The sequence below is a fragment of the Pseudophaeobacter flagellatus genome (assembly GCF_021228235.1).
GTDB classification, from domain to species: Bacteria; Pseudomonadota; Alphaproteobacteria; order Rhodobacterales; family Rhodobacteraceae; genus Pseudophaeobacter; species Pseudophaeobacter flagellatus.
In genome coordinates this window covers 267,833-287,547 of sequence record NZ_JAJQRG010000001.1, presented here as the reverse complement: position 1 = coordinate 287,547, position 19,715 = coordinate 267,833, and the positions used below count along the sequence as shown (strand labels likewise).

22 protein-coding genes are annotated in these 19,715 nt (G+C 58.2%); all 22 read right to left on the bottom strand.

Annotated features, from left to right (window positions below; genetic code table 11):
- Positions 1 to 2: 2 nt before the first annotated feature.
- Positions 3 to 752: a biotin--[acetyl-CoA-carboxylase] ligase gene (locus tag LRK71_RS01310; RefSeq protein WP_232400530.1), complete on the bottom strand. Its 750-nt coding sequence runs from the start codon at positions 750 to 752 to the stop codon at positions 3 to 5.
- A 71-nt stretch (positions 753 to 823) separates the two neighbouring features.
- Positions 824 to 2,263, bottom strand: coding sequence for an NADH-quinone oxidoreductase subunit NuoN (gene nuoN / locus LRK71_RS01305; protein ID WP_232400529.1), 1,440 nt, complete (start codon positions 2,261 to 2,263; stop codon positions 824 to 826).
- A 14-nt stretch (positions 2,264 to 2,277) separates the two neighbouring features.
- Complete coding sequence (locus LRK71_RS01300) at positions 2,278 to 3,825, bottom strand: NADH-quinone oxidoreductase subunit M (RefSeq protein ID WP_232400528.1); 1,548 nt, start codon at positions 3,823 to 3,825, stop codon at positions 2,278 to 2,280.
- A complete protein-coding gene (nuoL, locus tag LRK71_RS01295) occupies positions 3,825 to 5,942 on the bottom strand; it encodes an NADH-quinone oxidoreductase subunit L (protein WP_232400527.1) in 2,118 nt (705 codons plus the stop codon). The genes LRK71_RS01300 and nuoL overlap by 1 nt, the downstream gene beginning before the upstream one ends.
- 6 nt (positions 5,943 to 5,948) lie before the next feature.
- Positions 5,949 to 6,254 (bottom strand): NADH-quinone oxidoreductase subunit NuoK, encoded by a 306-nt coding sequence (nuoK, locus tag LRK71_RS01290; protein WP_232400525.1) that lies wholly within the window; start codon positions 6,252 to 6,254, stop codon positions 5,949 to 5,951.
- 2 nt (positions 6,255 to 6,256) lie between these two features.
- Positions 6,257 to 6,859 carry an NADH-quinone oxidoreductase subunit J gene (locus tag LRK71_RS01285; RefSeq protein ID WP_232400523.1) on the bottom strand — a complete coding sequence of 201 codons (603 nt, stop codon included), beginning with the start codon at positions 6,857 to 6,859 and terminating at the stop codon, positions 6,257 to 6,259.
- On the bottom strand, positions 6,856 to 7,287 hold the full coding sequence (locus tag LRK71_RS01280) for a carboxymuconolactone decarboxylase family protein (protein WP_232400521.1): 432 nt from the start codon (positions 7,285 to 7,287) through the stop codon (positions 6,856 to 6,858). Before LRK71_RS01280 ends, LRK71_RS01285 begins: the two co-directional genes overlap by 4 nt.
- The gene (gene nuoI / locus LRK71_RS01275; RefSeq protein WP_232400519.1) at positions 7,284 to 7,781 is read right to left on the bottom strand and encodes an NADH-quinone oxidoreductase subunit NuoI; all 498 of its coding nucleotides are present in this window, start codon (positions 7,779 to 7,781) and stop codon (positions 7,284 to 7,286) included. The genes LRK71_RS01280 and nuoI overlap by 4 nt, the downstream gene beginning before the upstream one ends.
- 2 nt (positions 7,782 to 7,783) lie before the next feature.
- Positions 7,784 to 8,821, bottom strand: coding sequence for an NADH-quinone oxidoreductase subunit NuoH (nuoH, locus tag LRK71_RS01270; RefSeq protein ID WP_232400517.1), 1,038 nt, complete (start codon positions 8,819 to 8,821; stop codon positions 7,784 to 7,786).
- Positions 8,822 to 8,827: 6 nt separating this feature from the next.
- A complete protein-coding gene (locus LRK71_RS01265) occupies positions 8,828 to 9,214 on the bottom strand; it encodes a YNQ4 family lipoprotein (protein WP_232400516.1) in 387 nt (128 codons plus the stop codon).
- A complete protein-coding gene (gene nuoG, locus LRK71_RS01260) occupies positions 9,211 to 11,229 on the bottom strand; it encodes an NADH-quinone oxidoreductase subunit NuoG (RefSeq protein ID WP_232400515.1) in 2,019 nt (672 codons plus the stop codon). Before nuoG ends, LRK71_RS01265 begins: the two co-directional genes overlap by 4 nt.
- A 3-nt stretch (positions 11,230 to 11,232) precedes the next feature.
- Positions 11,233 to 11,616 carry a DUF5333 domain-containing protein gene (locus LRK71_RS01255; protein WP_232401110.1) on the bottom strand — a complete coding sequence of 128 codons (384 nt, stop codon included), beginning with the start codon at positions 11,614 to 11,616 and terminating at the stop codon, positions 11,233 to 11,235.
- Between the two features lie 139 nt (positions 11,617 to 11,755).
- Positions 11,756 to 12,097, bottom strand: a complete 342-nt coding sequence (locus LRK71_RS01250) for a hypothetical protein (RefSeq protein ID WP_232400514.1) — start codon at positions 12,095 to 12,097, stop codon at positions 11,756 to 11,758.
- Positions 12,098 to 12,120: 23 nt separating this feature from the next.
- Complete coding sequence (nuoF, locus tag LRK71_RS01245) at positions 12,121 to 13,419, bottom strand: NADH-quinone oxidoreductase subunit NuoF (protein WP_232400512.1); 1,299 nt, start codon at positions 13,417 to 13,419, stop codon at positions 12,121 to 12,123.
- Positions 13,420 to 13,425: 6 nt separating this feature from the next.
- On the bottom strand, positions 13,426 to 13,665 hold the full coding sequence (locus LRK71_RS01240; RefSeq protein ID WP_232400510.1) for a DUF5337 domain-containing protein: 240 nt from the start codon (positions 13,663 to 13,665) through the stop codon (positions 13,426 to 13,428).
- A gap of 53 nt (positions 13,666 to 13,718) precedes the next feature.
- Positions 13,719 to 14,885: an NADH-quinone oxidoreductase subunit E gene (locus LRK71_RS01235; RefSeq protein ID WP_232400508.1), complete on the bottom strand. Its 1,167-nt coding sequence runs from the start codon at positions 14,883 to 14,885 to the stop codon at positions 13,719 to 13,721.
- Positions 14,885 to 16,096, bottom strand: a complete 1,212-nt coding sequence (locus tag LRK71_RS01230) for an NADH-quinone oxidoreductase subunit D (protein WP_232401109.1) — start codon at positions 16,094 to 16,096, stop codon at positions 14,885 to 14,887. Before LRK71_RS01230 ends, LRK71_RS01235 begins: the two co-directional genes overlap by 1 nt.
- A 103-nt stretch (positions 16,097 to 16,199) precedes the next feature.
- Positions 16,200 to 17,123, bottom strand: a complete 924-nt coding sequence (locus LRK71_RS01225) for a sulfotransferase (RefSeq protein ID WP_232400506.1) — start codon at positions 17,121 to 17,123, stop codon at positions 16,200 to 16,202.
- 3 nt (positions 17,124 to 17,126) lie between these two features.
- A complete protein-coding gene (locus LRK71_RS01220; RefSeq protein ID WP_232400505.1) occupies positions 17,127 to 17,729 on the bottom strand; it encodes an NADH-quinone oxidoreductase subunit C in 603 nt (200 codons plus the stop codon).
- A gap of 23 nt (positions 17,730 to 17,752) precedes the next feature.
- The gene (locus tag LRK71_RS01215; RefSeq protein WP_269751596.1) at positions 17,753 to 18,286 is read right to left on the bottom strand and encodes a NuoB/complex I 20 kDa subunit family protein; all 534 of its coding nucleotides are present in this window, start codon (positions 18,284 to 18,286) and stop codon (positions 17,753 to 17,755) included.
- Entirely contained in the window at positions 18,277 to 18,642 is a 366-nt protein-coding gene (locus LRK71_RS01210; protein ID WP_009808934.1) for an NADH-quinone oxidoreductase subunit A, read from the bottom strand. The genes LRK71_RS01215 and LRK71_RS01210 overlap by 10 nt, the downstream gene beginning before the upstream one ends.
- A gap of 272 nt (positions 18,643 to 18,914) precedes the next feature.
- Positions 18,915 to 19,697 (bottom strand): crotonase/enoyl-CoA hydratase family protein, encoded by a 783-nt coding sequence (locus tag LRK71_RS01205; protein WP_232400504.1) that lies wholly within the window; start codon positions 19,695 to 19,697, stop codon positions 18,915 to 18,917.
- Between the last annotated feature and the right edge of the window lie 18 nt (positions 19,698 to 19,715).

The window sequence follows — 19,715 nt, the reverse complement described above, 5'->3', positions numbered from 1 at the left end:
GCTCAGAAAAAGATGTCGGCGGCGGGGATCGATACCCGACCGTTGGCGCTGTTTAGGACAAGGTTGCCCTCCGCGTCTACCGTCTCGAAGGTGCCTTCTACCTCGGAATGACTGGTTCTTGCAATTATCACCTCGCCAAGCTTGGCGGCGCGTGCCAACCAGGCGGTGCGGATCGGGTCAAACCCATAGGTGGTGAACTGCAGTTCATAGCGGGCATAGGCCGCCGCCAGCGCGGTTAAAAAGACCTCGGGTGTGACCTGCACCCCGGTTTCAGACAGCAGTGATACCGGCCAGACCGCCCCCGGCTCAAGCCATTCTTTCATCGGTGTTTCCACCAAATTGACGCCAATGCCAATGGCCAGGTAGTTCAGCCCCTGCCCCGCCCCCGAGCTTTCCAGCAAAATACCAGACAGCTTGCCGCCGTTGAACAAGACGTCATTGGGCCATTTCAGCGCCAGACCAACGGTGCGCCCGGTCAGGGATTCGCAGGCGTCATAGACCGCTAGCGCGGCGACAAAACTACGCAGCGCCACCTGCTGTGGTGGCTCGCTTGGGCGCATTACCAGTGTGGCGGCAAAATTACCCTGCGGTTCCTTCCAGTCACGGCCCCGACGGCCACGCCCTTTGGTCTGGCGCTTGGCCAGGATCCATTCCGGCCCCGTCAGTTCGGCCGCGATCCGCCTGGCCTCGTCCAGGGTGCTGTCCACCTCTTGCAAGATCCGCTTTCCGTAACCGTCAGGCCAATCCGTCATTGTCTCATTCCTTGAAAGGCAAAAAGGCCCGGTCCGCTGGACCAGGCCCTTTGTCAGAGATGTTAAACCGTTCAGTGGACCAGAGCCGCAGCCGCAGCAGCCGCTGCGCCATCGACACCAAACATATTGATAATCCCCAGAACCATCACTGCAGCCGACCCCATAAGGAAGACCCAGAGCACAGGCGAACCCGTGCGATCCAGCTCTTCGCCTTCTTCGCCGAAATACATGTAGTAGACGATACGCAGATAATAGAAGGCACCGATCACCGAGGCAACCACACCAGCAATCGCCAGCCAGGCCAGATCGGCCTCATAGGCGGCGCGCAGCACGTAGAACTTGCCAAAGAAGCCCAGCATCGGCGGTACACCCGCAAGCGAGAATAGCAGCATCAGAACCGCCAGCGCCTTGCCGGGTTCACGGCGGGCATATTGGTTCAGCGCCTGAATATCGGTGACAGGCTGGCCATCCTTTTGCAGCATCAGGATAAAGGCAAAGGTGCCGATGTTCATGGAAACATAGATCGCCATATAGACCAGCATCGCCTCGATACCAAGCTGAGTGCCCGCGGCCAGCCCCATCAGCGCATAGCCCATATGGGCAATTGAGGAATAGGCCATCAGACGTTTGATATTGCGCTGGCCAATCGCCGCCACCGCACCAAGAAACATCGACAAAACGGACAGCAGCGCGACAACCTGGCTCCAATCGCTGATCGCATGGCCAAAGGCATCATGCATCACCCGGGCAAACAGGCCCATCGCGGCGACTTTGGGGGCCGAGGCAAAGAAAGCCGTCACCGGTGTTGGCGCGCCTTCATAGACATCCGGTGTCCACATGTGGAAGGGCACGGCAGAGACCTTGAAGCCAAGGCCCGAAATCAGCATCACCAGACCAAAGAGCAAGCCCACAGAGACCTCGCCATGCTGGGCAACCTCAATGATGCCCGAGAATTTAGTGGTACCGGCAAAGCCGTAGACAAGCGAGGCACCGTATAGCAGCAGCCCCGAGGACAACGCGCCCAGAACAAAGTACTTCAGGCCTGCCTCCGTCGATTTGACACTGTCGCGGCGCATCGAGGCCACAACGTAGAGCGCCAGCGACTGCAGCTCCAACCCCATGTACAGTGACATCAGATCACCGGCGGAAACCATGACCATCATGCCGACCGCGCTCAGCGCGACCAGGATCGGGTATTCAAAGCGCAGCATGCCACGGCGCGACATATACTCCTGCCCCATCACCAGAACAGCGGCTGCCGCCAGCAGGATTGTCACCTTGGCAAAACGGGCAAAGCCGTCATCGACAAACATACCGCCAAAAGCCGTGGTGCTGCCGCTGCCGCTGGTGCCAATCCACAAGGCCAGCACCACCATCAGGCCCGATGTCGCCCAGGTGATCGCCGAGGCCAGCTTGTCTTTGCCAGTGTAGACTGCGCCCAAAAGCGCCGCCATTGCGTAAAGTGCCAGGATAATCTCTGGCAGAATTACGGAGAGATCAGCTTGGATCATCTGCCCATGCTCCCTTAGTGCGACGCAGTCTGGATTACAGCGGAGGTATCCGCCGCAGCCAGAGACTGGTTAAAGTTTGCGATCAGCGCTTCAGTCGATGGACTGATGATATCGGTGACCAGCGACGGATAGACGCCCAGAAGGATGGTCATCACAACCAGTGGCGCAAAGATAAAGCGTTCACGCGCGTCCATGTCCTGAATGGTTTTCAGACTGCCCTTGATCAGATCGCCAAAGACCACCCGACGATAGAGCCAGAGCGCATAGGCCGCCGAGAAAATCACGCCGGAGGCCGCAACCGCTGCCACCCAGGTGTTTTTCTGGAAGGTGCCCATCAGGGTCAGGAATTCACCAACAAAGCCAGAGGTGCCCGGCAAGCCAACGTTGCCCATGGTGAAGAACATGAAGACTAGCGCGTAGGCGGGCATACGCACCACCAGACCGCCATAGGCACTGATGTCGCGGGTATGCATCCGGTCGTAGATCACGCCCACACAGAGGAACAGCGCCGCCGAGATAAAGCCGTGGCTAAGCATCTGGAAGATGGCCCCATCAACCCCCTGCTGGTTGGCCGCAAAGATCCCCATGGTGACAAAGCCCATATGCGCGACGGATGAATAGGCGATCAGCTTTTTCATGTCTTCCTGCACCATTGCAACCAGCGAGGTATAGACCACCGCAATAGCCGACATCCACAGGATCACATCAGTCATCACATCCGCACCCACTGGGAACATCGGCAGCGAGAACCGCAGGAAGCCATAGCCGCCCATCTTGAGCAGAATTGCCGCCAGCACGACAGACCCAGCCGTTGGCGCCTGCACGTGGGCATCTGGCAGCCAGGTGTGCACCGGCCACATCGGCATCTTCACCGCAAAGCTGGCAAAGAAGGCGAGGAACATCAGCGTCTGCATACCGCCAACCACATGAATGCCAAACACGTCAAAGCTGCTGGCTGAGAAACTATGCGTCAGCAGGGTTTCGATATCGGTGGTGCCCGCATCGGCATACATTGCCACCATGGCCACCAGCATCAAGACAGAGCCGAGGAAGGTATAGAGAAAGAACTTGAAGGAGGCGTAGATGCGTTCCTTGCCGCCCCAGATGCCGATGATCAGGAACATCGGAATGAGGCCTGCCTCAAAGAACATGTAAAACAGCACCAGATCCAGCGCCATGAAAACACCCAACATCAGGGTTTCCAGCAGCAGGAAGGCAATCATGTATTCCTTGACGCGGGTCGTCACCTTCCAGCTGGCCAGAATGGTCAGCGGCATCACAAAGGTGGTCAGCAGGACAAACAGCACCGAAATGCCGTCGACACCCATCTTGTACTTCAAGCCAAAGACCCAGTCGTGCTCTTCGACGAACTGAAAGCCGGTATTGGTAGGGTCAAACTGGGTGTAGATCCCCAGGCTGACCAAAAAGGTAAGGCTGGTGGTAATCAGCGCAAGCCGCTTGGCATTGCGCTGCGCCGCTTCATCCTCGCCGCGCATCAGCAGTGCCATAACAGCAGCCGCTACAGCAGGGATGAAAGTGACAATTGATAGAAGGTTGTCCATCAGTGGGCTCCTCCGCCGATCGACATCCAGGTGATCAGGGCTGCAATGCCCAGCACCATCCAGAAGGCATAGGTAAAGATGAAACCGGACTGCGCGCGGCCGGCAAGTTTGGTGAAGAAGGGAACAATCCCCATGGCAACCCCATTCAGGAAGCCATCAATTACATTGCCGTCGCCACGCTTCCAGAAGAAGCGGCCAATGGCCAAGGCTGGTTTGACAAAGATCGCGTCATACAGCTCGTCAAAGTACCACTTGTTCTTGAGGAACAGGTAGAGCGGCTGGAAGTTGTTGGCCAAGCGCCCCGGCAGGCTGGGGTTCACGATGTAGAACCAAACAGCCAGCAGCAGCCCCAGGGACATCGCGATAAAGGGCGAGACCTTGACCCATTTTGGCGCGGCATGGGCATCGTCCAACACATGGTTGTCGGCGGCAAAGTACAGCGCGCCCTCTCCTGGTTGGCCGTCAAAGACATAGTGATGCTCGCCTGCCTCGGCGGAGGTGCCATGCGTATCGCTTTCGCCATGACCCTCTGCTGCCTCGCCGTGGACCTCTGCAGCTTCGCCATGGGCATCAGCCGAGGCTTCGGCCACGGGGATGCCGTAGAATTTTCCAACCTTGTCGGCATGCCCAAAGAAGCTGCCGTACCAGATCATGCCAGAGAAGACCGCACCCAGCGCCAGCACTCCAAGCGGGATCAGCATGGTCATCGGGCTCTCATGTGCGTGATCATGGGTATGTTTGTCGCCACGTGGCTTGCCAAAGAAGGTCAGGAACATCAGGCGCCAGCTGTAGAAGGAGGTCATGAATGCAGCAATCACCAGCAGCCAGAACCCATAGTTGGATCCACCGGCAAAGGCGCTCTCGATGATGGCATCCTTGGACAGGAAGCCGGCAAAACCGATCTGTGTCAGCGGGATGCCAACACCGGTGATGGCCAGGGTGCCGATCATCATCGCCCAATAGGTATAGGGGATCTTTTTGCGCAGCCCGCCGTAGTTCATCATGTCCTGCTCATGGTGCATGGCGTGGATGACCGAACCGGCGCCCAGGAACAGCATCGCCTTGAAAAAGGCATGCGTGAACAGGTGGAACATCGCCGCCGAATACATGCCGACGCCAGCAGCCACGAACATGTAGCCCAGCTGCGAACAGGTGGAATAGGCGATGACGCGTTTGATGTCGGTCTGAACCAGGCCCACCGTTGCGGCAAAGAAAGCCGTAGAGGCACCAATCACCGTGATGAACATGGTTGCCTGCGGCGCAAACTCCATCAGCGGCGACATGCGGCAGACCAGAAAGACGCCGGCGGTAACCATGGTCGCCGCATGGATCAACGCCGAAACAGGTGTCGGGCCTTCCATCGCATCTGGTAGCCAGGTGTGCAGGAACAGCTGCGCCGATTTCCCCATCGCGCCGATAAACAGCAGAACCGCCAACAGGTTCGCCGCGTCCCATTCGCCCCAAAGGAAGGAAATCTGCTGCCCGGAAACCTCGGTGGGAATGGCAGCAAAAATATCAGAGAAGTTGATGCTGTCGGTCATCAGGAACAGACCAAAGATCCCCAGCGCAAAGCCAAAGTCCCCAACCCGGTTGACGATAAAGGCCTTCATCGCAGCGGCATTTGCGCTTGGCTTGCGGTAGTAGAAGCCGATCAACAGGTAAGAGGCTACGCCAACACCTTCCCAGCCGAAGAACATCTGCACCAGGTTATCCGAGGTCACCAGCATCAGCATGGCAAAGGTAAAGAAGGACAGATAGGCAAAGAAGCGCGGCTTGTAGCTCTCGCCCTCTTTCCACTGCGGGTCATCCGCCATGTAGCCAAAGCTGTAGAGGTGAACCAGGCTGGACACCGAGGTGACAACAATCAGCATCAGGGCGGTCAGCCGGTCCAGCCGGATCCCCCAAGACGTAGACAGTGAACCACTTTCAATCCAGGTCATGACCTCGATCTGGCGGGTAACCCCGTCAAATCCAAGAAAGGTAATCCAGGACAAGAGCGCCGAGAGGAACAACAGGCCCGTCGCCGTCACCATGGCGGCTTTCTCGCCGATATATTTATGGCCAAAGCCACAAATCAGCGCGCCCATCAGAGGGGCAAAGAGAAGGATGGTTTCCATGATGCTTTAGCCCTTCATCATATTGATGTCTTCCACGGCGATGGAGCCGCGGTTTCGGAAGAAGCAGACCAGGATCGCCAAACCAATGGCGGCCTCGGCGGCGGCGACGGTCAGCACGAACAGGGTAAAGACCTGCCCCACCAGATCCCCAAGGAAGCTGGAGAAGGCCACAAGGTTGATATTCACCGCCAGCAGCATCAACTCGATGCTCATCAGCAGGATGATCACGTTCTTGCGGTTCAGGAACAGCCCGAAAATGCCAATGACGAACAATGTCGCCGCAACGGTGAGGTAATGCTCGATACCAATCATTATTAAAGCCCCTGCCCCGGTTTGATGTCTTTCAGTTCCATGGCCTTGGCCGGATCACGCGACATTTGCAGCATCACGTCCTGGCGTTTGACATCTTTGCGATGGCGCAGGGTCAGGGTGATGGCGCCAATCATGGCAACCAGCAGGATCAAACCCGAAAGCTGGAACAGAAGGAAATATTGATCATAAATGATAAGGCCCAGGGCCTCGGTGTTGTGCCGGTCTGTCGGAATTGGCTGCGCCAGTTGTTCGGCGGCGCCATGCGCACTTTCCCAGCTGCCATAGGCCATGACAAACTGCATCAGAATGACCAGGCCGATCAGCAGGGCCAGCGGCATATACTGCGCCATCTCGGCCTTGAGGGCGGCAAAATCCACATCCAGCATCATCACCACAAAGAGGAAGAGTACCGCAACCGCCCCCACGTAGACGATGACCAGCAGCATGGCGACGAATTCCGCCCCCAGCAGCACAAACAACCCGGCCGAAGAGATAAAGGCCAGGATCAGCCACAGCACCGAATGCACCGGCTGGCGGCTGATCACAGTGAACAGCCCGCCGGTGATGGCGCTGATGGCGAAGAGGTAGAAGGCAAAAACGCTCATGTCTCATCGTCCCTTTTTTCGGCCATGACTTCCTGCGCCAGTTCCAGCGCCCGGTTCATGGCCGGAATGCCGGCAAAAACCGACATCTGTCCGATCGTTTCAACGATCTCTTGTTTCTTTGCACCCGCTTCAACAGCGTGGCGCACGGTTTGACGCACAGCAGAATCCGCCTGCGCGCCCTGACAGGTTAGCCCGGCCAATGTGAGCAAAAGCCGGGTCTTGGCATCCAGACCATCCTTGTTGATGGTCCTGCCAAACATCATTTCCATGACCTCTTTGGGCATGGTCGGCCACAGGGCCTCGAACCCTTTCATCGACATCGGATCCAGACCAGCCGCCATATCCGGGTTCATGGCCTTGACCATGTCCTTATACTGTGCCTGCGCCTGGGCCATCATGGCCTCAAAGGGGTTCTTTGCATCGCTCATCTGTAGGGGGCATCCAGTTCGAGGTTGCGGGCAATCTCGGCTTCCCAGCGTTCGCCATTCGCAAGCAGCTTATCCTTGTCATAGAACAGCTCTTCGCGGGTCTCGGTGGCGAATTCAAAGTTCGGGCCTTCGACAATAGCATCCACCGGGCAGGCTTCCTGGCAGAACCCGCAGTAGATGCATTTGGTCATGTCGATGTCATAGCGCGTGGTGCGACGCGAGCCATCTTCGCGGGGCTCCGCGTCAATGGTGATCGCCTGCGCCGGGCAGACCGCTTCACACAGCTTGCAGGCAATGCAGCGCTCTTCGCCATTGGGATAACGCCGCAGCGCGTGCTCACCACGGAACCGCGGTGACAGAGGCCCCTTTTCATGCGGGTAGTTGATGGTCGCCTTGGGGGCAAAGAAGTATTTCATCCCCAGTTTGAAGCCGACCCAGAAATCCTGCAGCAGGAAGTACTTGGCGGCACGGGTGTAATCGATCTGGTTTGTCATGATCAGCCTCCCACGGTCCAGCGGGCAAAGATGCCCCAGAACCAGTCAAATTTGGCAGCAAAGGACACAAAGACCACCCAGAACAGCGAGAAGGGCAGAAAGACCTTCCAGCCAAGGCGCATCAGCTGGTCATAGCGGTAGCGCGGGGTGATGGCTTTCACCATTGCAAAGAGGAAGAAGAAGAAGGCCATCTTGCCGATCATCCACAGCACGCCATCCGGCAGGCCGGGGATTGGCGAGAGCCAGCCACCAAAGAACAAGAGCGAGGTCAGCGCGCACATCAGGAAGATGGCGATATATTCACCAGCCATGAACAGAAGGAAAGGCGTGGCGGAATATTCCACCTGGTAGCCCGCCACCAGCTCCGATTCAGCTTCGGGCAGGTCAAAGGGCGGGCGGTTAGTTTCCGCCAGGCAAGAGATGAAGAACAGGAAGACCATGGGGAAATGCGGGATCCAGTACCAGTTCAGCAGGCCCAAGTTGCCGTCCTGTGCGCGGACGATATCGCCAAAGTTCATGCTGCCGGTAGAGATGATCACCCCGACAATGATCAACCCGATCGAAACCTCGTAGGAAATCATCTGCGCCGCCGAGCGCAGGGCGCCAAGGAAGGGGTATTTCGAGTTCGAAGCCCAGCCCCCCATGATCACGCCGTAGACCTCCAGCGAGGAAACGGCAAAGACATAAAGGATGGCGACGTTGATGTCTGAGAGCACCCAGCCATCGTTGAACGGGATCACCGCCCAGGCCACCATCGCCAGCACAAAGGAGGTCAGCGGTGCCATGATAAAGACGGTGCGATCGGCACCCGCCGGGATCACCACCTCTTTGACCACATATTTCAGCGCATCCGCCACCGATTGCAGCAGGCCAAAGACGCCCACGACATTGGGACCACGGCGCATCTGCACCGCCGCCCAGATCTTGCGGTCCCCGTAGACGAGGAACAACAGAGAGATCATAACAAATGCAACAACAGCAAGCACTTGCGCCAGGATCAGTACAGCAATGCCGCCTGGGGTGTTAAAGAATTCAGCCATAGGTCCTCACACCGTAGGTATTCCGTTAGCCTCGCAATTGGCGACCACGACTTCTGCATCGATGGTGCGCAAACCGCGCGGAAGGGAGGGCGAGATCGTGTAGACAGCATCGGCCATCTGATTGCCACCCTCTTGTTTCATTTTTGTGCGCACGTGGCGCGCAAACCCATAACCGCGGATCAGCGCATATTGTGCTGCGGCACATTCGGCATAGTTGTCCAGATCCGCACCTGCGGCGACACCAGACATAGAGACGTGAAATTGCACCAGATCGCCGTCCAGCAGGCTGGTGCCGACCCCGTTGTACTGGGGGGCAACGCCATCCACTGAACCGCCGGGGATCGGCGCACAGGCCGCCAGCGTCAGAAACGATATGAGTGCAGCGCGGATCACTCGGCCGCCATCTTTTCGGCCCGGCGGGCCTTTGCACTGGCCGAGAGTTCTGCCATCAGTTTGGAAGCTCGGGCAATCGGGTTGCTCAGGTAGAAATCCTTGACCGCAGGCAGGAATGCCGCCTTGCCCAGCGGACCCAGTTCCAGCGGCGTGCCCTCATTCTCGATCACCTGATCGACCTGTGCCAGATGCGGCACCTGCTTGACCAGGGCCTGACGCAGCTGCGCCAGCGAGTCATACTGCAAAGTTGCGTCCACCTCGGCGCTAAGCGCGCGCAAAATGGCCCAGTTTTCCTTGGCTTCACCGGGGGCAAAGCCCGCGCGCATCGCCAGCTGGGGCCGTCCTTCGGTATTGACAAAAAGGCCGTTTTCTTCGGTATAGGCAGCGCCTGGCAGGATCACGTCAGCACGATGTGCGCCGCGATCACCATGGCTGCCCTGATAGATCACAAAGGCACCGGCGTCGATTTCCACCTCGTCCGCGCCCAGGTTGTAGATCACCTCGGCCCCCTCGATGGCGGCGGCCATGCCGCCTTCGGTCACCGCGCCGATATCCATCGCGCCAACCCGTGCCGCCGCAGTATGCAGCACCAAGAGTTTTGATCCGGTATCAGCGGCAAATTTCTGGGCATGGGCCAGGACTGCAAGACCATCGGCCTCACGCAGGGCGCCCTGCCCCACAATCACCAGGGTTTCCTTGCCCTCAGCGCCAGAGTGATCGCCAGACTGCAGCGCTTCCAGCGCGGCGCGATCAGTGCCCAGATGGGTATAGTCATAGGTCAGATCGACAGGCTGGCCGATCAGGCCGATAGTGGCCCCATTGATCCAGGCCCGGCGCAGGCGCGCGTTCAGCACCGGCGATTCATTGCGCGGATCGGTGCCGATCAACATGATTGCCTTGGCGTTGTCGATATCCTCAATGGCTGCGGTGCCGACATAGCCAGCCCGGTCTCCGATCGGCAGGCGCGCATTATCGGTCCGGCATTCGACCTGGCCGCCCTGGGCTTCAACCAGCTGCTTCAGTGCAAAAGCCGCTTCAACCGGGACCAGATCACCGATCAAACCAGCAATCTTCTTGCCCTTCATCGCCTCGGCAGCCACATCAAGCGCCTCGGGCCAGCTGGCTTTGCGCAGTTTGCCGTTCTCACGCACATAAGGCGTGTCCAGACGCTGACGACGCAGGCCATCCCAGACAAAGCGAGTCTTGTCGGAGATCCACTCCTCGTTCACGCCATCATGGTTGCGCGGCAGGATGCGCATCACTTCGCGGCCCTTGGTGTCAACCCGGATGTTGGAGCCAAGCGCGTCCATTACGTCGATGGTTTCGGTCTTGGTGAGCTCCCAAGGGCGGGCGGTAAACGCATAAGGCTTCGAGGTCAGCGCGCCAACCGGGCACAGATCAATGATGTTGCCCTGCAGGTTGCTGTCCAAGGTTTCGTTCAGATAGGAGGTGATCTCTGCATCCTCGCCGCGTCCGGTCTGGCCCATCTGGGTGATGCCGGCCACCTCGGTGGTGAAGCGTACGCAGCGGGTGCAAGAAATGCAGCGGGTCATCGCGGTGCCGACAAGCGGGCCAAGGTCCAGATCGTCCACCGCGCGCTTGGGTTCGCGAAAGCGCGAAAAATCAACGCCATAGGCCATAGCCTGATCCTGCAGATCACATTCGCCGCCCTGATCGCAGATCGGGCAATCCAGCGGGTGGTTGATCAGGAGGAACTCCATCACCCCTTCGCGCGCCTTTTTCACCATCGGCGAATTGGTCTTCACCTGTGGTGCCTGACCTTCCGGCCCAGGACGCAAGTCACGCACCTGCATCGCGCAGGAAGCGGCAGGTTTGGGCGGGCCGCCCACGACTTCTACCAGACACATCCGGCAGTTGCCGGCGATCGACAGACGCTCATGATAGCAGAAGCGCGGGATTTCCACCCCCGCCTCTTCACAGGCCTGGATCAGGGTCATCGCCCCGTCCACCTCAACCTCGGTTCCGTCAATGTTGATCTTGCGGAGGTCTGCCATGGTCTATTTCGCCCTCAGTAACGCGCCGATCGCGCTGTTTTTCTTGATTTCCGCACGACCGAACGCACAGAATGTTTCTGGATTGCCATAAGAGACGCCGCGCGCCGCCAGCAGTCTTTCGCCCTTGGCCCGCATCCGGGCCTTTTCAACGTCGGATTCGATATAGGCGCGGATTTCGCCATCAGCGTAGCCAAGGTTATTGGCCCGCGCCCGCAATCGACGCAATTCGCCCACGCCTTTAAAGAAGCGCGCGCCGAGGCTGTCACAATGATCCGCCACCTCTTTTGCCATCGCAACGGCAAACAGCGGGTTTTCGATTTCCGGCACATCCCGCAGGGACGGTTTTGCCGCCGCAGTCAAAGGACCGGCAAACGCCGCTGCCGCCATCAATGGTGCAATCCAGGCCAGTTTCATCTGAGCATATTTCATCGGTCTCTCCTGAAGTATGGAGAGGCAGAAGGCCCAAAAACGGCTGCGTTATGCAATAACGCCGCCGCCAATTGGCCAGAATATGCCCGGGTCATGCTCACGACTTGCAGACCCCCTGCAGCACGGCATTGTCGCCATCACGCGGCAGTGGCACCTCTGGGTCGTCCAGATCCAGCGGCCAGTCGATACGGGAGGTGCCGTAGTTCTGGATGCAATAGGTGGTGCCCGCATAGCGCATCGCCTCGCGCGCGCCCAGAGGCGAGGCCGCAACGTCGTAGACCTCCGCCTCGAATCGCGCCCGCGTGACTTTCTTATCGACAACAGAGGCCTTGGTGCGGAACGGCACACCATCAAACACAGGCCGCATGTCCTTATCGCTGCACGCCGCCAAAAGCGCGGTTGCGACAAGCGTCGCCGTCATCAATTTGACATGTCCCATCAACATTGGTCCCTTACGCCCCATCATTCGGCAGCGATGGCGCTTTTGCGGCCAGTTTTCTGCGCTTTGATGCGGTCTTCGATTTCATCGCGGAAGTTGCGGATCAACCCCTGAATGGGCCAGGCCGCCGCATCGCCCAAGGCGCAGATGGTGTGGCCTTCGACCTGCTTGGTCACATCCCACAGCATGTCGATTTCTTCTAGATCCGCCTCGCCTTTGACCAGACGTTCCATAACCCGCATCATCCAGCCGGTGCCTTCGCGGCAAGGCGTACACTGGCCGCAGCTTTCGTGTTTGTAGAATTTCGCCAGACGCCAGATCGCCTTGATGATATCGGTCTGCTTGTCCATCACGATGACCGCAGCGGTACCAAGGCCCGAACCAAGTTCGCCGCGCAGGTAATCAAAATCCATGATTGCATCGCGCATGTTTTCACCGCGAACACAAGGCACAGAGGAGCCACCGGGGATCACTGCCAGCAGATTGTCCCAGCCGCCGCGAATACCACCGCAGTGCTTTTCGATCAGCTCCTCAAAAGAGATGCTCATCGCCTCTTCCACCACACAAGGGTTGTTGACGTGCCCCGAAATGGCAAAGAGTTTGGTGCCGGCATTATTGGGGCGGCCAAAGCCTGCAAACCAATCCGCACCGCGGCGCAGGATGGTGGGCACAACGGCAATCGACTCCACGTTATTAACCGTGGTGGGGCAGCCATAGAGACCCGCCCCCGCCGGGAAAGGCGGCTTCATCCGGGGCATGCCTTTTTTGCCTTCCAGGCTTTCGATCAGGGCGGTTTCCTCGCCGCAGATATAGGCCCCAGCCCCATGGTGCAGGAAGACGTCGAAATCCCAGCCGGAGCCAGCGGCGTTCTTGCCCAGCAGCCCCTTGTCGTAGCATTCGTCGATGGCCGCCTGCAGCGCCTCGCGCTCGCGGATATATTCGCCGCGCAGGTAGATGTAGCAGGTATGCGCGTTCATCGCGAAGCTGGCAATCAGCGCGCCCTCGATCAGCGTATGCGGATCATGGCGCATGATTTCGCGGTCTTTGCAGGTGCCAGGTTCGGATTCATCGGCGTTGATAACCAGATAGGATGGACGCCCGTCGCTCTCTTTCGGCATGAAAGACCATTTCAGCCCGGTGGGGAAACCCGCACCGCCACGGCCACGCAGGCCGGAATCCTTCATCGTCTGGACGATCCAGTCCCGACCCTTGTCGATGATCCCCGATGTCCCATCCCAATGGCCGCGCGCCTGGGCACCTTTCAGGCTGCGCTCATGCATACCGTATAGGTTGGTAAAGATCCGGTCCTGGTCCTTCAGCATGTCTGCCTACCCTTGGTTGTCGTTTTTACTGGCCTGACGCATGCGCCAGAGTTGCACTATATTGACCCCTGCATAGACCATCGCGGCCAAAGCGGCGAAATCAAACAAGAGCGCAAAGCGGCCAGGCAATCCAACTGCCGGGCCAATGATCAGATTCAAGGCCAACCAGGCCAGCATGGTTCCGGCAATCACCAATGAGATGTGCCGCCCCTTTGCTGCGATCGCCCTATCCAGATCTGCGCTCATTCAGGTCCTCATGTCTGTTCCCTGCCCGCCCCGGAATAGGGCGGTCAGTACTATTATTCGTCGTCGTAGCGGCCGTCTTTTTTGGCCTTCGTGGCAAATTCAGTCTCATCGCCCACCGCCAGCTTGGCAGCCTGTGCGATCCAGCCGTCACGTTCGATACGACCCTTGAATTTCAAGCGGTTGTCGACCCAGGCCACTTCGGCCTCGCCCCACTCGGCAATCTGGTCAAAGTGAAAAAAGCCCAGATCGTTCAGGGTTGCCTCCAGCTTTGGACCAACGCCCTTCAGCAGTTTCAGATCATCCGGCAGTCCGCCGCGCGCTTCTTTCAGCGTCTTGGGTTCCTGTTCCACGGTGACCATGGCCGCCGCCCCTTCAGGTGAAGCAGGCTCTAGCGCTGCGGATTTTTTCACCGGTGCCTTTGCGGCCTCTTTGGCCTGCTTGGCGGCTGGTTTCGCGGCCTCGGGTGCCTTGGGGGGCTGATCGGCTGCGGCGCGGCCTGCGACCACACCATCCTTGCCAATCCAGGGGGTTAGCAGCGGAACTTCATCGCCCTGAATCCGCTTGATACTGTCGCCAATATCAGTCGCCAGCTGTGCCGATGCGTTATACGGCGCCTTGCCGCTCTCAAAATCCTGCAGCGAGGTCAGGCCCGACTTTGGCTCTGCCGCATAGCGGCCATTCTGCGGTCCGGGCACAACAGGTTTACCTGCCGCCAGATCATCCAGCATCTGACCAAATCCTGCGGCGGTGAGATCTTCAAAATAGTCCTTGCCGATCTGGGCCATCGGCGCATTGGCGCAGGCGCCCAGGCACTCGACCTCTTCCCAGCTGAATTTGCCATCTGCGGACAGGGTATGCGGCTTCTCGGCAATCTTGTCCTTGCAGACCGCGATCAGATCTTCGGCGCCACAGATCATGCAGGACAGGGTGCCACAGACCTGCACATGCGCCACCGATCCGGTGGGCTGCATCTGGAACATGAAGTAAAAGGAGGTGACCTCGAGCACACGAATATAGGCCATGCCCAACATATCGGCGACATATTCAATCGCCGGCTTGGAGACCCAGCCTTCCTGCTCTTGTGCCCGCCACAACAGCGGGATCACAGCCGAGGCCTGACGGCCTTCGGGGAATTTGGTCAGTTGCGCCTCGGCCCATTTCTGGTTGGCAGGCGTGAAAGCAAAGCTTTCGGGCTGTTCGGAATGAAGGCGACGAAGCATTAGCGGTCAATCTCTCCAAATACGACGTCCATGGTGCCGATGATGGCAGCGACGTCGGCCAGCTGGTGGCCTTTTGCAACGTGGTCCATGGCTTGCAGGTGCAAAAAGCCCGGCGCGCGGATTTTACTGCGGTAGGGTTTGTTCGACCCATCTGCCACCAGATAGACGCCAAATTCGCCCTTGGGGGCCTCAACGGCGGCATAGACCTCACCGGCGGGCACGTGAAAGCCTTCGGTGTAGAGTTTGAAGTGGTGAATGAGGCTCTCCATCGAGGTCTTCATGTCACCGCGTTTTGGCGGGCTCAGCTTGCCGCGCGCAATCACATCGCCGGTGGCCTCGCGCAGTTTGACAATGGCCTGACGGATGATCGACAGCGACTGGCGCATCTCTTCCATGCGCACCAGATAGCGATCATAGCAGTCACCGTTCTTGCCCACAGGGATTTGGAAGTCGAACTCATCATAGCATTCGTAGGGCTGCGCACGGCGCAGATCCCAGGCCATGCCCGATCCACGCACCATCACGCCGGAAAAGCCGTATTCCAGGATCTCTTGCTCAGTCACCACGCCAATATCGCAATTGCGCTGCTTGAAGATACGGTTTTCGGTCAACAACCCGTCGATATCAGCCAGGACCTTGGGGAATTCCATCGCCCAGAGGTCGATATCGTCAAGAAGATCATCGGGGATGTCCTGATGCACGCCACCGGGACGGAAATAGGCGGCATGCAGACGCGCACCACAGGCGCGCTCATAGAACACCATCAGCTTTTCGCGTTCCTCAAACCCCCAGAGCGGCGGCGTCAGCGCGCCAACGTCCATCGCCTGCGTAGTCACGTTCAGCAGGTGGTTCAAAATACGGCCGATCTCAGAGTACAAAACCCGGATAAGCGAGCCACGGCGCGGCACTTCAACGCCAGTCAGCTTTTCGATCGCCAAGCACCAGGCATGCTCTTGGTTCATCGGTGCCACATAGTCCAGCCGGTCAAAATACGGCAGGTTCTGCAGGTAGGTGCGGCTTTCCATCAGCTTTTCGGTGCCACGGTGCAGCAGGCCGATGTGTGGGTCGCAGCGCTCTACAATCTCGCCGTCCAGCTCCAGCACCAGACGCAACACCCCGTGGGCCGCAGGGTGCTGCGGGCCAAAGTTGATGTTAAAATTGCGGATCTTCTGCTCGCCGGTCTGGGCGTCATCGAATTTGGAGCCGTCCATCATAGCGATTATCCCTTTTCATTCATGCACAGGGCGGTCGTCGTGGTCGGATCCTTGGCCGACCCCACCGCGTCTACCCTGTACATATCCTTGCAGATCACTCTCATTTCACATTCTCCGCAACCTTTGACAGGTCAACATCGCCATCAATGTGCATTTTCCACGCCTGTGGCAAATGATCGCCAAACCTTGCCTTCATCAGGTCGTAGACATCTCCGACATGCTCCAAGGCCAACGCCCGGAATGCCGGATCAAATTCTCTTTCGCGCGGGTTACCGACGTTCACCTTGGTATCAAAATCGCCCGGCTTGCGGGCAATCCCCAGAAAGTCGCAGATATCGTCAACATTGCGCTTTTCGAACATATCTTCGTAAAAGAAATATCCGATTTTCTCTGGTGCCACAGCCGCTTCCAGATTGGCAATTGTCAGATTGTAGCGCGAGCGGCGCAGGGCCGTAGAATTCTTGCGCCCAAGCATTGTCTTCAGCTCGTTCAGGATTTCCTCATTGCCGATTTTGCGCGAGCGGTCGCCATTATCGCGCGCCCGCAACTGCTTGCGCATGGCTGAATGCAGACGTTCGATAGGATCGCGCATCAAAAACACGAACCTTGTGTCAGCGTTCAAAGCCGCCATCTGCGCAAATGTGTCAACGCTCAAATTTGAATAGTCCGGCGTGATTTCACCCACCAGTTTCTGGCCTTTAAAGCGCTCGAATACGATATCAGCATAAAGCCCATGCATCGGATCCCGGGTTTCACGCATGGTGATACTTCGTTGCAGAAACTCCGGAGGCTGTTCGCCAGCCTCGCGAAGCCCCGCCAGTCTTTTCTTCTGCACATCATGGTGGAACGACAAACCGGTTTGCCAATAGCTCCAGTAATGCATCTCCTTGCCGGGCGGCACGCAGGCCTCCGGGTGCTGGTTCAGGTAGGCATGCAACCAGCTTGTCCCTGCCTTCTGGGCTCCGACACCAAAAAACAGGGTCGTGGGTTCCGAGAACCGGTGATCTATCTGTGCCGCGCTCATGCCTCAGCCCTCTTGCTTTTCATCGCCCGGCAGGATGTATTCCGCACCCTCCCAGGGGGACATGAAATCAAACTGGCGATATTCCTGCACCAGATTCACCGGCTCATAGACAACGCGTTTTTCAGCCTCGTCGTACCGTACTTCAGTATAGCCCGTGGTGGGGAAATCCTTGCGTAGCGGATAGCCGCGAAAGCCATAGTCGGTAAGGATGCGGCGCAAATCGGGATGGCCCGAAAACAGGATGCCGAACATGTCGAAAACTTCGCGTTCAAACCAGTTGGCCGAAGGGTGCACAGCAACAATCGACGGCACCATGTCATCTTCGCGAATGGAGACCCGCAGGCGGATACGCTGGTTCCGGTACATCGACAGGAAGTGATAAACCACTTCGAACCGCTTGCCGCGTTCGGGGTAATCCACCGCCGTAATATCCACCAAGGATGAAAACCTGCAGTTACTGTCGGTTTTCAGAAATTCAACCAGACCGGCGATATTGGCCGGGGCCACATCAACGTTCAGCTCGTCGTAAGCCACATCCCAGGACAAAACGCAGTCCGGGCGCTTGGCGGCGATCTGGGTCCCGAGTTCTTGCAGTGCTTCAGTCATTTATTTCTCTCCAGCCAGATCGCTTAGCGCACCAGGGTGCCGGTACGGCGGATTTTACGCTGCAGCTGCATCAGCCCATAAAGCAGGGCCTCCGCCGTGGGCGGACAGCCTGGCACGTAGATATCCACCGGAACGATACGATCACAGCCGCGCACCACCGAATAGCTATAGTGATAATAGCCGCCGCCATTGGCGCAGGACCCCATGGAGATCACGTAGCGCGGCTCCGGCATTTGGTCGTAGACCTTGCGCAGGGCGGGCGCCATCTTGTTGGTCAGGGTCCCGGCCACAATCATAACATCCGATTGGCGCGGCGAGGCACGCGGCGCAATGCCAAAACGTTCGGCATCATAGCGCGGCATCGACGTATGCATCATCTCAACCGCGCAGCAGGCCAGACCAAAGGTCATCCAGTGCAAACTACCGGTGCGGGCCCAGTTGATGATATCTTCGGCAGAGGTCAGCAAAAACCCCTTGTCCTGCAACTCTGCATTCAGCGCCTGCGTCACAACTTCCTTGTCAACGCCAGCGGTATTGCCCCCGGTCATCACTCCCATTCCAGAGCTCCCTTTTTCCACTCATAGGCAAAGCCGATGGTCAGAACCCCCAGAAACACCATCATCGACCAGAAACCGGTATCGCTCATATCCTTGAAACCAACGGCCCAGGGAAACAGAAAAGCGATTTCCAGATCAAAAATAATGAAAAGAATCGACACTAGGTAAAACCGAACGTCAAATTTCATGCGCGCGTCATCGAAGGCGTTGAAACCGCATTCATAGGCACTTACTTTTTCGGGGTCAGGATTGCGCACGGCAAGCACAACTGCTGCCAGAATAAGAACAATTCCTAGGCCGACCGCGACGACTAGAAACACCAAGATCGGGAGATATTCCCGCAACATCTCTTCCACGAGTGGCTCCTTTCCGAGCGCGCGGATTCTCGCGCGCCGTCAATTGGCATGTTGACTTGCGCATGTGTCTACTCGCCGCCCCCCCTATCGTCAACCGAACCAATGCGGATGAATCGGGCTTTCTACATGCGCCGAGCCCCTGCAGCATCACTTGACGCTATTTGGGCCGCTCCAGGTTGATTTCTTATTATTTCCATAAGGAAAGGTGCCGCGAGGTTTCGCGGCACCCGACAAATCACACATTCAAAATGCAGGTTAAGCTGGTGCTGATATCAGCTTTGCCAACGCGGCTTGCGCTTGTCAAAGAAGGCGCCGATGCCTTCAGGGGCTTCATCGCCCTCCCAACGCTCCACCAGGGCAGAAATGGTCATATCGATCACCGTATCATCCAGGCGCGGTCCCAGATCTCGCGCCAGTTTTTTCGCCGCAGCAACCGCCCCTGGCGCGCAGGACAGATAGGGCTCTACCTCAAACTCCACCGCAGCCGCCAGATCAGCCGCAGGGACCGCTTTGGCCAACAGCCCCAGATCGACAGCTTCCGCAGCGCCAAACAGACGTGCCGACATAAAGACCCGCCGCGCCCGCGCCTCGCCCATACGCGCAACCACATAGGGGCCGATGGTGGCGGGGATCAGGCCCAGCCGGGTTTCCGTCAGCCCCATTTTCAGATGATCCACTCCAATGGCCACATCACAGACTGATGCCATGCCGACGCCGCCACCAAAGGCATTGCCCTGAATCGCCCCGATGAGCGGCTTCGGCAGAGTATTCAGCAGCATCAGGGCCTCGGCCAGAATGCGCGCTTCGGCGGCGCGCGTTGCCGCATCGGCTTGCATCTGCTGCTGCATCCAGCCCAGATCACCGCCTGCGCAAAAACTCTTGCCCGCACCGGTCAAGACCACAACACGCACCCGGTCATCCGCCGCCAACTCGGCAGCGGCCGTCTTGATCTCCAGCAGCATCTCGCCAGACATCGCATTATGCTTTTCCGGCCGGTTCAGGGTCAGCTTTGCAACCCCGCGCGCATCCGTCTCCAACAATACCGTCTTGTACATCACTTTCCCTCTTCCTCG